The following is a 13025-nucleotide window of genomic DNA, read 5'->3' as shown; positions in this document are numbered from 1 at the left end:
TCCCCCAAGCGAACCGCTCTCCAGGGGGCGCCCACCACCAAGCGGGCCACCGTTCTCGCAGGTGAGGAAGACCGCCGGAAATATGCGGATAACCTCATAGACGCTCTCCGGAACGGTCGCGACGATGGGGGTCTATGAGTTCCAGGCTGGTGGCCGGCCTGCTGGCGACGGCGGCGATCGCGGGCACCGTGGCCGGCACGGTGCTGATCGGCGGAGGGTCGACCCCGGCCGGGCAGTGGGTGTTCATCGCGCTCTGCCTGATCCTGCCCGTGCTGGGCGGGCTGCTGGCGGTGCGCCGCCCTGGAGACCGCTACGCCTGGCTGCTGCTGGTCAACGGGCTGTGCCTCGGTCTCAGCACGCTGGGGGCGGGGCTCTCGCTGACCGACCTCCCGGAGTTCCTGATCGCCTGCGTCGCGCCCGTCCTCGCCGTGTTCTACGGCCTGAGCTGGATCTTCGTGCCGCTGCTCTTCCCCGACGGGCACCTGCCCTCGCGCCGCTGGCGGCCCGTCGCGTGGATCTCGGGCGTCGCCGTCGCCCTGCACGCCGCCGGGAGCGCCACGATCACCGGCAGCATGTACGACCTGCGGTTCACCTCGCTGCCGGGCATGCTCATGTCCGCCGTCGGGCAGCTCACCACCTGGATCATGGCGTTGATCGTGTTCGCCGGGCTCGTGGTCCGGTGGCGGCGCAGCGCTCCGGCGCAGCGCGGCCAGTACGCCTGGATGGTCGGGGGCGTGGCCGCGTCCGGCGCGGGAGGCGTGATGATCCTCGCGCTCATCGGCGCGGGGATGACGAGCGGGAGCCTGGCGACGGCCGGGCCGCTCCCCACGGCCGTCGGAGGTCTGGGCGGGCTGGCGATGATCGGGTCGCTGCCGACGGCCATCGCGGTGGCGGTGGTGCGGCATCGCCTGTTCGACGTCAGGGTCGGAATCCGGGGGTCGCGGCTGCTCCTGGTGTTCGACGTGCGGCCGACGGTCGACGAGGTGCTGTCCGACCTCGGCACGGCGCTCGACGACGGCCCCGAGCCCGTCGAGCTGCTCGGGCGGCTGGCTGCGGCCGTACGCGCCGGGCTGGAGGTCAGGTGGGCGGCGGTGGCGCTGGCCGACGGCCGGCGCGTGGTCGCCGGCCGGGAGGAGGGCGCGGCGGTGCTGGAGGTGCCGGTACGCGGCGGCCTCGGCCGGATCGAGTGCGGCCCGCCGCTGGCCGCCGGCTCGCCGGCTCGCTCCCTGACCCGCTCGCTGACCAACGAGGACCGGCGGCTCCTCGAAGCCCTGGCCGTGCCCGCCGGGCTGGCCATCCAGAGCGCCGGCCTGGTCACCCGCCTGGTCAACGCCCAGGAGGCCGAGCGCCGCCGCCTCGAACGCAACCTCCACGACGGCGTGCAGCAGCAGCTCGTCGCCCTCATCGCCGGGCTGGAGCTGGCCCGCGCCACGGGCGCCGGCCCCGACGCGCTCGCCCAGCTGCGCGACCAGGCCCGCCAGACGCTCGCCGACCTGCGCGAGCTGGCGGCCGGCATCCACCCGTCCGTACTGAGCCAGGGCGGCCTGGTGGAGGCCGTGGAGGAGCGCTGCTCCCGCCTGCCCGTCCACACCACGGTGAGCGCTCCCGCCGCCCTGCGGTCCACGCGCTTCCCCGACGAGATCGAAGGAGCCATGTACTTCACCGTGAGCGAGGCGGTCGCCAACGCGCTCAAGCACGCGGGCGCCGCCGCCATCGACGTGCGCCTGGCGCAGGACGGCGGCCGCCTGCGCGCCACCGTCGCCGACGACGGCAAGGGCTTCGACCCGGCCGTCACGGGCCGCAGGGGGCTGGCGATGCTGTCCGACCGGCTGAGCGCCCTCGGCGGCGGCCTGGCCGTGGACAGCTCGCCGGGGAACGGGACGCGCGTGACCGCGTGGGTGCCGGCCGATGCCTGAGCACGCGCCCATTCGCCCACCGATCCGCACAGTGGTGGCGGACGACCACTACCTCGTCCGCGAGGGCACCCGCCGGCTGCTCGACACGTCGGGCGAGGTGAGCGTCGTGGGCGCGGTGGGCGACGCCGACGAGCTGCTCGACGCCGTACGCCGCCTCGCACCCGACGTCGTGATCACCGACATCCGCATGCCCGGCGGCGACTGGCGGCCCGGCTTCGAGGGCATCGACGCGGCCCACCGCATCCGCGCCGCCCACCCGGCGGTCGGGGTCGTCGTCCTGTCGCAGTTCTCGGACGCGCTGTTCGCGTTCGAGCTGTTCAAGCACGGCACCGAGGGGTACGCGTACCTGCTCAAGGACCGCGTGGGCGACCTGGACGAGCTGCTGGGCGCGATCAGGGCGGTCGCCTCGGGCGGCTCGGTCATCGACCCCAAGGTGGTGGAGGGGCTGCTGGCCCGGCGCGACGTGCGGGGACAGCGGGAGGAGCTGACCGGACGCGAGCGCGACGTGCTCAGGGAGATGGCGCACGGCCGCTCCAACTCGGCCATCGCCAGGGCCCTGCACCTGTCGATCTCGTCGGTGGAGAAGAACGTCAACTCCATCTTCACCAAGCTCAGCCTGGAGAACAGCGGGGACGTGCACCGGCGGGTGGCCGCCGTCCTCGCCTACCTCGGCCCGGACGGACCCTGATCCAGGCGGCGTTCTACGCTTGCCGCCATGCTGATTGTCGAACGCGCCCCTGCCGACGCCGAGCTCGCCGCCCTGCTCGACGCGGCCTTCGCCGAACTGGTCGCCAGGTACGGCCCCGATGGCCGCTCCAGCGTGCACCCCGACGCCAGGTTCCTGGTGGCCGTGATCGACGAGGTCGCCGCCGGCTGCGCCGCCGTGCAGCCGGGCGAGGGCGGGACCAGCGAGCTCAAGCGCATGTTCGTGCTCCCGGGGCACCGGGGGCGCGGCGTCGCGAGGTCGCTGCTGAAGGCATTGGAGGAGTTCGCGGCCGGGCTCGGGTACGAACGGATGCGGCTGGCCACCGGCCTGCGCCAGCCCGAGGCCATCGCCCTCTACGAGAGCTCCGGCTACCAGCTGACCGAGCCCTACGGCAGGTACGTCGGGCAGCCGCTGGTCCGCTGCTACGCCAAGGACCTGTAGGGCGGCCGTAAGCCCTCGGTGGCGGCCATCGCGGCGGCGTCGAGGTTCCTGCGCAGCGACGTGGCGACCGGCTCGACCGGCTCGGTCAGCGCCGCGGCCCCGCGCGGGTGGTCGTGCCACTCCGGCTTGGGCATGGCCACGTCGAGCCGGGCCGCCGTGGCCAGCGCGGCCAGGACGCGCACGTCCTCGCCCAGACGGCCCCCGGGCCGCCCGCCACTGACCGCCCGCCCGACCCGTTCGGCGAGCCTGCGCGACAGGTACGGCCGGCACGGCGTGATCCGCTCGACCGTGAACAGCAGCAGCCGCCGCCGCTCCACGCGGATCAGGTGGGCCGCCTCCAGCTCGTCACGGACCAGGCGGAACGCGCGCGAGCGGTCCTTGCGGATCCAGTGCCGCCACGACCGCGGCGGCGAGCCGGCGACCTGCTCCCACAGGGCCGCCTGCAGCGGGCCGGGATCGGCCGGTGGGTGGAGCGCCCGCGGGCAGCCGGCCTGGTCGGCCAGGTTGCCACGCATCACCAGCTCGGCGAGCGCCGCCGCCCGCAGCAGGCAGCCCAGCCCGCCGCGGTCGGTCAGCCGCTCTTTACGCAGGTCGAAGGCCAGCAGGAAGGCCGCCCTCGGCAGGGACTCATCCGGATTCACCTGTCGCCTCCTCTTCGTCGCCGCCGTTCCCGGCTGATTCGCCGGGCTCCTTCCTCGGCCGCCCGCGCGGGCGCATCCGCCCCACGCCGTCGGGCAGGCGGCCGGCCTCGGAGAGCGCCCTGCGCAGCAGGAACTCGATCTGCGAGTTCGTGCTGCGCAGCTCGTCGGACGCCCACCTGGCGAGCGCGTCATGGACCACCGGGTCGAGCCGCAGCAGGATCTTCTTCCGCTCCACGGCTGTTACTGGTAAAGGGTGCCGGCGTTGATCACCGGCTGGGTGTCGCGGTCGCCGACCAGCACCACGAGCAGGTTGCTGACCATGGCCGCCTTGCGCTCCTCGTCCAGCTCGACCACGTCGTCCTCGGCGAGCTTGGCCAGGGCCGACTCGACCATCCCGACCGCGCCCTCGACGATCCGCTGCCGGGCCGCGACCACTGCTCCGGCCTGCTGGCGGCGCAGCATCGCCTGGGCGATCTCCGGCGCGTACGCCAGGTGGACGATGCGGGACTCGATCACCTTCACCCCGGCGGGAGCCACCCGCGCCCCGATCTCCGCCGAGAGCCGCTCGTTGATCTCGTCGGCGTTGTCCCGCAGCGACAGCCTCGGCTCGCCGTGCGCGTCGTACGGATAGCTGCCCGCGATGTGCCGCACGGCGGTCTCCGCCTGGATGGCCACGAACTCCACGAAGTCGTCCACCTCGAACACCGCCTGCGCGGTGTCCCGCACCTGCCAGACCACCACGGTCGCGATCTGGATGGGGTTGCCGTCCGCGTCGTTGACCTTCGTCACGTCCGTCTCGTGGTTGCGGATCCTCGTGGAGACCCGCCGCCGCGCGGTGATCGGGTTGACCCACTGGAAGCCGGGGGTGCGCAGGGTGCCGACGTACCGGCCGAGCAGCTGCGCCACCCGCGCCTCGCCCGGCGCCACCGCCGTGAGCCCCGGCAGCAGCGCCAGCCCGACGAGGATCGCCAGGCAGCCCAGCGCGACCACCCAGAGGCCCTGCCCGGCGATGCCCCAGACGAGCACCGCGAGACCGCCCAGGACCAGCACCGTCGCGATCCCCAGCATGGCCCACCCGTTGGCGGCCCTGATGGGCCGCTCGCTGGTGTGCGGCGCGGGCATGTCAACGACGGTCCCCTCGAACGCGACCCCGCCCGATGTCTCCGTCATGGCTTCGTCCTCTCTCCCCGATATGGTGTGCTAGCAAAGTGATATCACTTTTTGCGCACAGCGGGAAGAGGTGAGGACCGCGAGGGGATCCCGGATCAGCCGAAGACGGCCGGCGGGGGGACCGGGGCGAGGACGGGGTCGCCGTCGCTGATGGGGGTGGCGCCCGCGACGAAGTTCGTCAGCGCCTCTCCGTGCACGCACCTGGCCTGCGTGAGGCCGCCCGCCGCGCGCCGCGTCAGCAGGTCCACGGGCAGGCTCGTACGGGAGGCCGCCACGATGAGGTTGCCGAAGCGGCGGCCGCGCATCACACCCGGCTCCGCGAGCAGGGCCACGTGTCCGAACGTCCCCGTCACGGTGGCGAGCAGGCGCCTGGCGAAGGCGAGGCCCTTGCCGTCGGCCAGGTTGATCAGCAGGGTGCCGGACGGCCGGAGGACCCTGGCGAGGTCTCCCATGTACTCGGCCGTGGCCAGTTCGACGGGCATCGTGGCCCCGGTGAAGGCGTCCAGCACCACCAGGTCGGCCGAGGCGTCCCAGACCCTGGCGGTGCCCTCCCTGCCGCCCGCCACGATGACCTTCAGCTTGGGCACCGAGCGCAGGTCGAGCTGCTCGCGTATCAGGTTGACCAGGAGGCCGTCGGGCTCGATGACGATGTGGCGGGAGCCTGGGCGGGTGGCGGCGACGTAGCGGGGGATGGTGCAGGCGCCCCCGCCGACGTGGACACAGCTGAGCGGCCCTTCCGGCAGAAGGTCGATCACATCCGCCATGAGTCGTACATACTCAAATTCCAGAAATGTCGGGTCTTGTAGATCAACGTACGACTGAGGTACGCCATCCTTGGACAGCACCCAGCCGTCCTGCCGGTCCAGGTCCCGGAGCAGCTCGACCTCGCCGAACGTCACCGGGTACCGGCCGGGCATCGGTTCCCGCTGTCCACGTGCCACGCTGATCCCCTCCTGGGAGAAACCGTATGCGACGACGAAGGCTGATTGTGCTCGTTATCGCACTTGTCGCGGTAGTTGGGGCGGGCGCTTTCGCCGTTCTGGTGTCCTACCGGGTCAAGGGCAGCGCGTCCGGGACGGCCGCGGCGTATTTCGAGGCGTGGCGCAGGGGCGACGTGGGGGGCATGGCGCGCCTGGTCTACCGGCCGCCGCACGACTTCGCCGCCAGGCACCACGGGCTGACGGAGGAGCTGCACGTCGAGTCCGTCACGCTGACCCCCGGACGGTTGCGGAGCACGGGGGAGGAGGCCGCCGAGGTGCCGTTCGCGGGGGTGCGCCGGCTCACCGAGCTGGGGGACTGGCCGTTCGCCGGCACGTTGCGGCTCGGCGTGCGGGACCGGGCCTGGAAGGTGTTATGGGCGCCCGAGACGCTGCACCCGCTGCTCAAGGACGGCGGCACGCTGGAGCTGGACGAGGTCGACGTCTCGGGGGCCGAGCTGGTCACCAGCGAGGGTGACAAGATCCCCCACGACAGCTACGCGGAGTCCTATCTCAAAGCGCTCGAACCCGAGTTCGCGCGGGTCCGCCACGGCTGGGAGCTGGTCTCGAAGGTGCCGGGGCAGCCCGCCAGGCAGCTGCTGGTCCACCGGCCGGAGGCCAACGTCGAGCGCACGACGCTCTCACGCCACGTGCAGGCCGCCGCCGCCAGGGCGCTGGACGGGGTCGAGGACTCCGCGGTCGTCGTCATCCGGCCGAGCACCGGCGAGATCCTCGCGCTGGCCGACCGCCTCGAGGACAACTACAGCGCCGTGCGCGACGTCTTCCCGCCCGGGTCCGTCTTCAAGACGATCACGGCGGCGGCGCTGCTGCGCAACGGGCTCGACCCGGCGGCGCAGGTGCGGTGCCCCGGGACGTACACGATCCCCTTCCACCGGCCCTTCCACAACGACGGCGAGGTGGACCGCGGCCTGGTCAGCTTCGCCGACGCGTACGCCTACTCCTGCAACACGACGTTCGTCGAGCAGGCCACCACCAGGCTCACCGCGGACCAGCTGCGGGAGACGGCAGACACGTGGGGCTTCGGCCGCCCGATCACGACCGGTATCGGCGGCTCCTGCGGCACCATGCCCGACACGGACGATCCGGACATGTTCGGCGCGGACGCCATCGGCCAGGGGCAGGTCGTCGCCACGCCGCTGTGCATGGCCGCGGTCGCCGCCGCCGTGCAGAGCGGCACGTGGCGCTCGCCCAGGCTGCTGTCGGAGGCGGAGGTACGCCGCATCGACGGCCTCCCGTTCAAGGACGTGCCGATGGACGCGCAGGTCGTGGAGGCGCTCAGGGGCATGATGGCCGCCGTGGTGGACCATGGCACGGCGGCGGACATGGGGCTGCCGGCGGGCGTGGCCGGCAAGACGGGCACGGCCGAGGTGGAGGGCGAGCAGTCGCACGCGTGGTTCATCGGCTACCGCGACGACCTCGCCTTCTGCGTGTTCGTCCGGCATGGCGGCTCGGGCCGCCAGGCGGCGGTGCCCATCGCGGAACGCCTGCTCAACGGCCTCTGACCCCCCGCCGCAAGGGGCTCGTCGCTAACCTACGGTACCGTAGGTTTCATGACAGCCATCACCGTGAAGCCCAGATTGCGCGGCTGGTTGCACACCGGAGCGCTGCCCGTGGCCCTGGTCGCCGGGTTCGTGCTCGTGGCGCTCGGCCCGACCCTGCAGGCGCGCCTGGCCGCCGCCGTCTACGCCGTCACCTCGGGCCTGTTGTTCGGGATCTCGGCCACCTACCACCGGGGCACGCTGGGGCCGCGGCTGGCGGAGGCCCTGCGCAGGTTCGACCACGCCAACATCTACTTGATCATCGCCGGCACCTACACCCCGTTCGCCCTGCTGGCGCTCGACGGGGCGGCCCGGGTCGCGGTGCTGTCGGTCATCTGGGGCGGGGCGCTGGCCGGGGTGCTGTTCCGGGTGTTCTGGATGGGCGCGCCGCGCTGGCTCTACACCGTGCTCTACCTGGCGCTGGGCTGGACGGCGATCTTCGTGATGCCGCAACTGCTCGCGGGCGCCGGCGTGGCCGCCGTCGTGCTGGTGGCCGTCGGCGGCGTCTTCTACTCGACCGGAGCCGTCGTGTACGGCCTGCGCCGCCCGGACCCGTCGCCCCGCTGGTTCGGCTTCCACGAGGTCTTCCACGCGTTCACCGTCGCCGCGTACCTGGTGCAGTACATCGCGGTGTCGATCGTGGTCTATTCGCACATTTGACCGCGCGCTGGTCTCTTTCCGGGCGCTGAGCGGAAAGAGACCGGCATGGGTGACTTCGCTGAGATCGGTCCGGCGTTCCACGTGAAGAACTTCACTTCCGGGGTAGGTATCCCGTAAATTTTTTGTAGATGCCCACCTCAGACAAAGGAACCTACGCCAGCCGACGCACGTGGAGCCTCCATGGACGTACACGCCCGCCTTGCCCGCCACCTGCTCGTCGACGGATACCGCCTCGTGCTCGATCTCGAGCTCAGCCGCGGCTCGTGGCTCGTCGACGCCCGAAACGGCCGCCGCTACCTGGACTTCTACACGTTCTTCGCCTCCGCGCCGCTCGGCGTCAACCCGCCCTTCGACCCCGACTTCGCGGAGCTGCTCGGCCAGGTCGCGAGGAACAAGCCCGCCAACCCCGACATCTACACCGAGCACCTGGCCGACTTCGTCGACACCTTCGCCCGGGTGCTCGGCGACCCGGACCTGCCGCACCTGTTCTTCGTCGAGGGCGGCGCCCTGGCCGTCGAGAACGCGCTCAAGACCGCCTTCGACTGGAAGAGCCGCCGCAACGAGGCCGCCGGGCGCTCCCGCGACCTCGGCACCCAGGTCATGCACCTGACCAGGGCCTTCCACGGCCGCAGCGGCTACACCCTGAGCCTGACCAATACCGAGCCGGGCAAGACGGACCGCTTCCCGAAGTTCGACTGGCCGCGGATCGACGTGCCGGCCATCCACTTCGGCGACGTGGAGGCGGCCGAGGAGCGGGCGCTGGCGCAGGCGCGCGAGGCGTTCGAGCGGCACCCGTACGACATCGCGTGCTTCATCGCCGAGCCCATCCAGGGCGAGGGCGGCGACAACCACATGCGGCCCGAGTTCCTGCGGGCGATGCAGGCCATGTGCCACGAGTACGACGCCCTGTTCATCCTCGACGAGGTGCAGACCGGCGGCGGCACGACCGGCACGCCGTGGGCGTACCAGCAGCTCGGCCTGGCCCCCGACGTGGTGGCCTTCGCGAAGAAGGTCCAGGTGGGCGGCATCATGGCGGGGCGCAGGGTCGACCTCGTGACCGACAACGTGTTCCAGCAGAGCGGCCGCATCAACTCCACGTGGGGCGGCGGGCTGGTCGACATGGTGCGCAGCCGCGGCATTCTGGAGATCGTCGAGCGTGACGGCCTGATCGCGCGCGCCGGCGTGGTCGGCGACGCGCTGCTCGAAGGCCTCACCAAGCTGGAGGCCGAGCGTCCCGAGACCATGGCCAACGTCCGCGGCAGGGGCCTGATGTGCGCGTTCGACCTGCCCGACCAGGCCGCCCGCGACGCGCTGGTGACCCGGCTGCGGGAGGAGCACGGCGTGCTGGTGCTGCCCTGCGGCCCGCGCTCCGTACGCCTGCGCCCGGCCCTGAACATCCCGGAGGCCGATGTCGAGCACGGCCTCCAGGCGCTGTCGGAGGCGCTTACTGCGTGACGCTGGTCGCCGTGCGGCGCGGGCCGATGTAGCGCCAGAAGAAGTTGAGCAGCACGCTCACGCGGTTGCGCCCGCCCAGCAGGTAGGCCACGTGCACGAAGATCCACACCAGCCAGGCGGGCAGCCCGCGCATGGTCAGCCCGTTGGACAGCTGGAGCACGGCCTCCGCCTTGCCGACGGTGGCCATGATGCCCGGGTCGTGGTACGAGAACGCCTCCGCCGGCCTGCCCTGCGCGGCGGCGATGATCTGCCTGGCCACGTGCTCGCCCATCTGGATCGCCGGCTGGGCGAGCTGGGGCAGCGCGTCGGGCTGCCCCGCCAGGTCCCCGGCCACGAAGATCTCGGGATGTCCTGGCACGTTGAGCGCCTCGGTGAGCGTGATCCGGCCGCCCCTGCCCTGCGGCAGCCCCCAGTCGCCCACCTGGTCGGGCGCGGTGACGCCGAGCGCCCACACGGTCATGTCGCTCGGCAGCCGCGTGCCGTCCGTCAGCACCACCGCGTCCGGCTCGACGGAGGCCACCGTGGCGCCGAGCCGCAGCTGCACGCCTCTCTTGCGCAGCGCCCGCGCCGCCGCGTCCCGCAACCTCGGCTTGTACGGCGAGAGCACGAAGTCGAACCGCTCCACCAGCGTCACGCTGGTCTGCCCCGCCGTGATCTCGGGATGCGTCAGCGGCAGCGTGCGCCGGCGCAGCTCGGCCAGCGTCCCCGCCATCTCGACGCCGGTCGCCCCCGCGCCGACCACCACGACGTGCGTGCTCTTGCGACGGCCCGCCGCGGTGTCCTCCAGGTGGTGCTGGAGCCGGCGGCGCAGCGCCGCCGCGTCGGCGAGCGAGTAGATCGGCAGCGCGTTGTCCCGCGCGCCGTCGATGCCGAGCCAGTTGGTGGTGACGCCGGTGGCCAGCACGAGGTAGTCGTAGTCGAGCCCGCTGCCGTCGTCGAACACCACCCGCCGCTCGGCCGGCAGGATCTTGCTCAGCGTGGCCCGGCGGGCCCGCACGTTGGGCCACCTGGCGGCGAACGTCCGGATGGGGTACGACACGTCGGCCGTGCCCATCCCGGCGGTGGCCACCTGGTAGAGGAGCGGCTGGAACGTCGCGTACGGGTTGCGGTCGACGAGGGCCACCAGCGCCCCCGTCCTGGCCAGCTCCTTGGTGGCGGCCAGCCCGGCGAACCCGGCCCCCACCACCACGACTCGCGGTCTCTGCACCATGTCAGGTCCCTGGCCCCGGCGGCGGCACTTAAACCACAGCCCGACTTTCTTGCCGGAAAGGTATTTTTGCCTTTTCGGCAGAATTTGCTACGGTGCTGCCATGCCGAACAGCTCAGGGCTGCGCGAACGCAAGAAGCGGCAGACGCGCGCCGCGCTCAGCCTCGCCACGATCGGCCTGTGCCTCGAACGCGGCTGGGACAACGTCACCATCGAGGACATCGCCGCCGCGGCCAACGTGTCCGTGCGCACGTTCCGCAACTACTTCGCCGGCAAGGCCGAGGCCATCGCCGCCGGCCACGTCGAGCGCACGCTGCGGATCGCGGACGACATCCGTGCCGCCCCGGCCGGCGAGCCCCTGTGGACGTCGATCGTGCACGCGGTGCAGGCCAACTTCGCCCCTGCCGGGAGCGCCGACGCCGGGGAGGAGGAGTTCGGGCGCTGGCGGGACGGCGTGCGGCTGCTCTTCGCCGAGCCGGCGCTCCAGGGCGAGCTGCTCAAGGCCAACGCGTCCGCCCAGGACGAGCTGGCCAGGGCCGTCGCCGACCGCACGGGCACCGATCCCGAGCACGACATCTACCCCAAACTGGTCGCCGCGGTGATCGGCGCCGGCAGCACCGTGGCCATCGAGCACTGCCTGCACGCCGAGTCGCCCACCCCGCTCGGCCCGGTGCTGCGCGAGGTGTTCGGGCGGCTCGCGGCGGGCCTTCCCCTTCCCACCGAATCAGGAGAGAACAGTGGTCATTGACGTCGTCATCTCCGGCGGCGGCCCCAACGGGCTCATGCTGGCCTGCGAGCTGAGCCTGGCCGGGGTCCGCGCCGTCGTGCTGGAGCGCCTGGCCGCGCCCAGCGCCGAGCCCAAGGCGAACGGCCTGCTCGGCCAGGTCGTGCGGATGGCCGACCACCGGGGCCTGCACGAGCGCCTGTCCGGCAGCCCGGAGCCGCCGCGCCCCAACTCCGCGTACTTCATGTTCGCCGCGATGAGCATGGACCTGAGCCTCCTGGAGGACAGCCCGGTCCACGGCCTGGCGGTGCCGCAGGCCCGCATCGTGGAGGTGCTGGAGGAGCGCGCCCGCGAGCTGGGCGTGGAGATCCGGCGCGGGCACGAGGTGACCGGCCTGGCCCAGGACGACGAGTCGGTCGGCGTGGACGTCGCCGGCCCGGACGGGGCGTACCGGCTGCGTGCCCGCTACCTCGTCGGCGCGGACGGGGCGCACAGCGTCACCCGCAAGGCGTGCGGCATCGGCTTCCCCGGCACCACGTACGACCGGACGACCGTGCGGAGCGCGCACGCGACCGTTCCGGAGGAGTGGGTGGATCCGGTCAGCGGCGCGCTGGACGTGCCCGGCTACGGCGCCGTCCCGCCGTTCCTGCCGCACCGCACCGACCGGGGCGGGTTCGCGTACGCCCCCTTCCCCGGCCGGCCGCCGCTGATCAGCACCACCGAGTGGGACCAGCCCCCGATCGACGCCCCGATGAGCCTGGACGAGCTGCGCGAGAGCGCCGCCCGGGTGCTCGGCGCCGACGTGCCGCTCGGCCCGCCGCCCGGCGAGGGGCCCCACGTGCTGCGCCGGCTGACCGGCGGCAACACCCGGGTGGCCGACCGGTTCTCCGCCGGGCGCGTGTTCCTGGTCGGGGACGCCGCCCACGTGTACGGCGCGTCCTCCGGCGGGCCTGGACTCAACCTCGGGCTGCAGGACGCCGTCAACCTCGGCTGGAAGCTCGCCGCCGAGCTGCGGGGCGACGCACCGGCGGGGCTCCTGGACAGCTACGAGACCGAGCGCCGGCAGGCCGCCCGCCGCGTGATCGTCAGCTCCCAGGCGCAGGCCGCGCTGATCGGGCCGGGCGAGGACGTCACCGCGCTGCGCGAGCTGTTCGCCGAGCTGCTCGGCTACCCGGACACCGTGCGGCACCTCGCCGGCCTCGTCGCGGGCGCCGACGTCCGCTACGACATGGGCGAGCCAGGCGCCCACCCGCTGGCCGGCCTGTTCGCGCCGGACCTGACGTTGCGGACGCCGGACGGGCCCGTACGGCTGGCCGAGCTGACGCGGACCGCGCGCCCCCTGCTCCTGGACCTGACCGAGGACGCGGCCCTGACCGGCGCGCTCGCGGGACGGCACGCGTCCGCGGTGGACCTCGTCACGGCCTGCCCCGAGTCGCCGGCTCCCGCGGCCACCGCCCTGCTCCTGCGGCCCGACTCCTACGTGGCCTGGGCGTCGTCCTCGCCCCGGCCCGGCCCCGACGAGCTCAAGGCCCTCCAGGCGGCCCTGGAACGCTGGTTCGGCTGACCCGG

At 72.9% G+C, this 13025-nt stretch carries 13 protein-coding genes; 8 read left to right on the top strand and 5 right to left on the bottom strand.

What is annotated here, in order from left to right; all coding sequences use genetic code 11:
• The first annotated feature begins 134 nt into the window (after positions 1 to 134).
• Genes FH608_RS19825 through FH608_RS19815 form a run of 3 tightly spaced genes read left to right on the top strand, consistent with a single transcriptional unit; the run spans position 135 to position 3063 of the window.
• Positions 135 to 1916: a sensor histidine kinase gene (locus FH608_RS19825; protein ID WP_139632040.1), complete on the top strand. Its 1782-nt coding sequence runs from the start codon at positions 135 to 137 to the stop codon at positions 1914 to 1916.
• On the top strand, positions 1909 to 2604 hold the full coding sequence (locus tag FH608_RS19820; protein WP_139632039.1) for a response regulator transcription factor: 696 nt from the start codon (positions 1909 to 1911) through the stop codon (positions 2602 to 2604). Before FH608_RS19825 ends, FH608_RS19820 begins: the two co-directional genes overlap by 8 nt.
• Positions 2605 to 2631: 27 nt before the next feature.
• Positions 2632 to 3063 (top strand): GNAT family N-acetyltransferase, encoded by a 432-nt coding sequence (locus tag FH608_RS19815; protein WP_139632038.1) that lies wholly within the window; start codon positions 2632 to 2634, stop codon positions 3061 to 3063.
• Here FH608_RS19815 and FH608_RS19810 read toward each other — a convergent pair.
• The 4 genes from FH608_RS19810 to FH608_RS19795 form a co-directional block, all read right to left on the bottom strand.
• A complete protein-coding gene (locus FH608_RS19810) occupies positions 3045 to 3704 on the bottom strand; it encodes a GPP34 family phosphoprotein (RefSeq protein WP_139632037.1) in 660 nt (219 codons plus the stop codon). The two genes, FH608_RS19815 and FH608_RS19810, sit on opposite strands and share 19 nt — an antisense overlap.
• Positions 3691 to 3939, bottom strand: a complete 249-nt coding sequence (locus tag FH608_RS19805; protein WP_139632036.1) for a hypothetical protein — start codon at positions 3937 to 3939, stop codon at positions 3691 to 3693. Before FH608_RS19805 ends, FH608_RS19810 begins: the two co-directional genes overlap by 14 nt.
• Positions 3940 to 3944: 5 nt before the next feature.
• On the bottom strand, positions 3945 to 4874 hold the full coding sequence (locus FH608_RS19800; RefSeq protein WP_139632035.1) for an SPFH domain-containing protein: 930 nt from the start codon (positions 4872 to 4874) through the stop codon (positions 3945 to 3947).
• Positions 4875 to 4969: 95 nt separating this feature from the next.
• Entirely contained in the window at positions 4970 to 5791 is an 822-nt protein-coding gene (locus FH608_RS19795; protein ID WP_139632376.1) for a spermidine synthase, read from the bottom strand.
• A gap of 71 nt (positions 5792 to 5862) precedes the next feature.
• Between FH608_RS19795 and FH608_RS19790 the strand changes: the two genes are divergently transcribed.
• From FH608_RS19790 to lat, 3 genes are all read left to right on the top strand, one after another.
• The gene (locus FH608_RS19790) at positions 5863 to 7374 is read left to right on the top strand and encodes a penicillin-binding transpeptidase domain-containing protein (RefSeq protein WP_193318520.1); all 1512 of its coding nucleotides are present in this window, start codon (positions 5863 to 5865) and stop codon (positions 7372 to 7374) included.
• 48 nt (positions 7375 to 7422) lie between these two features.
• On the top strand, positions 7423 to 8070 hold the full coding sequence (trhA, locus tag FH608_RS19785) for a PAQR family membrane homeostasis protein TrhA (RefSeq protein ID WP_139632033.1): 648 nt from the start codon (positions 7423 to 7425) through the stop codon (positions 8068 to 8070).
• 180 nt (positions 8071 to 8250) lie between these two features.
• Positions 8251 to 9525: an L-lysine 6-transaminase gene (gene lat, locus FH608_RS19780; protein WP_139632032.1), complete on the top strand. Its 1275-nt coding sequence runs from the start codon at positions 8251 to 8253 to the stop codon at positions 9523 to 9525.
• Here lat and FH608_RS19775 read toward each other — a convergent pair.
• Positions 9515 to 10735, bottom strand: a complete 1221-nt coding sequence (locus FH608_RS19775; RefSeq protein ID WP_139632031.1) for an NAD(P)/FAD-dependent oxidoreductase — start codon at positions 10733 to 10735, stop codon at positions 9515 to 9517. The genes lat and FH608_RS19775 overlap by 11 nt on opposite strands.
• Positions 10736 to 10835: 100 nt before the next feature.
• Here FH608_RS19775 and FH608_RS19770 point away from each other — a divergent pair, with 100 nt between their 5' ends.
• The gene (locus FH608_RS19770; RefSeq protein WP_139632030.1) at positions 10836 to 11480 is read left to right on the top strand and encodes an acyl-CoA-like ligand-binding transcription factor; all 645 of its coding nucleotides are present in this window, start codon (positions 10836 to 10838) and stop codon (positions 11478 to 11480) included.
• Positions 11470 to 13020 carry an FAD-dependent monooxygenase gene (locus FH608_RS19765; protein ID WP_139632029.1) on the top strand — a complete coding sequence of 517 codons (1551 nt, stop codon included), beginning with the start codon at positions 11470 to 11472 and terminating at the stop codon, positions 13018 to 13020. The genes FH608_RS19770 and FH608_RS19765 overlap by 11 nt, the downstream gene beginning before the upstream one ends.
• The last annotated feature ends 5 nt before the right edge of the window (positions 13021 to 13025 follow it).

The organism is Nonomuraea phyllanthi (genome assembly GCF_006334985.2).
In the GTDB taxonomy this organism is placed as follows: domain Bacteria; phylum Actinomycetota; class Actinomycetes; order Streptosporangiales; family Streptosporangiaceae; genus Nonomuraea; species Nonomuraea phyllanthi.
Note: the sequence above shows the minus strand (reverse complement) of the source record. Positions and strands in the feature narration are given on the sequence as shown.

What these genes read in the sequence shown, in the direction of transcription:
- FH608_RS19825 (WP_139632040.1), top strand. Translation starts at nt 135, where the DNA reads ATGAGTTCCAGGCTGGTGGCCGGCCTGCTGGCGACGGCGGCGATCGCG.
- FH608_RS19820 (WP_139632039.1), top strand. Translation starts at nt 1,909, where the DNA reads ATGCCTGAGCACGCGCCCATTCGCCCACCGATCCGCACAGTGGTGGCG.
- FH608_RS19800 (WP_139632035.1), bottom strand. Translation starts at nt 4,874, where the DNA reads ATGACGGAGACATCGGGCGGGGTCGCGTTCGAGGGGACCGTCGTTGAC.
- FH608_RS19770 (WP_139632030.1), top strand. Translation starts at nt 10,836, where the DNA reads ATGCCGAACAGCTCAGGGCTGCGCGAACGCAAGAAGCGGCAGACGCGC.
- lat (WP_139632032.1), top strand. Translation starts at nt 8,251, where the DNA reads ATGGACGTACACGCCCGCCTTGCCCGCCACCTGCTCGTCGACGGATAC.
- FH608_RS19815 (WP_139632038.1), top strand. Translation starts at nt 2,632, where the DNA reads ATGCTGATTGTCGAACGCGCCCCTGCCGACGCCGAGCTCGCCGCCCTG.
- FH608_RS19795 (WP_139632376.1), bottom strand. Translation starts at nt 5,791, where the DNA reads ATGCCCGGCCGGTACCCGGTGACGTTCGGCGAGGTCGAGCTGCTCCGG.
- FH608_RS19775 (WP_139632031.1), bottom strand. Translation starts at nt 10,735, where the DNA reads ATGGTGCAGAGACCGCGAGTCGTGGTGGTGGGGGCCGGGTTCGCCGGG.
- trhA (WP_139632033.1), top strand. Translation starts at nt 7,423, where the DNA reads ATGACAGCCATCACCGTGAAGCCCAGATTGCGCGGCTGGTTGCACACC.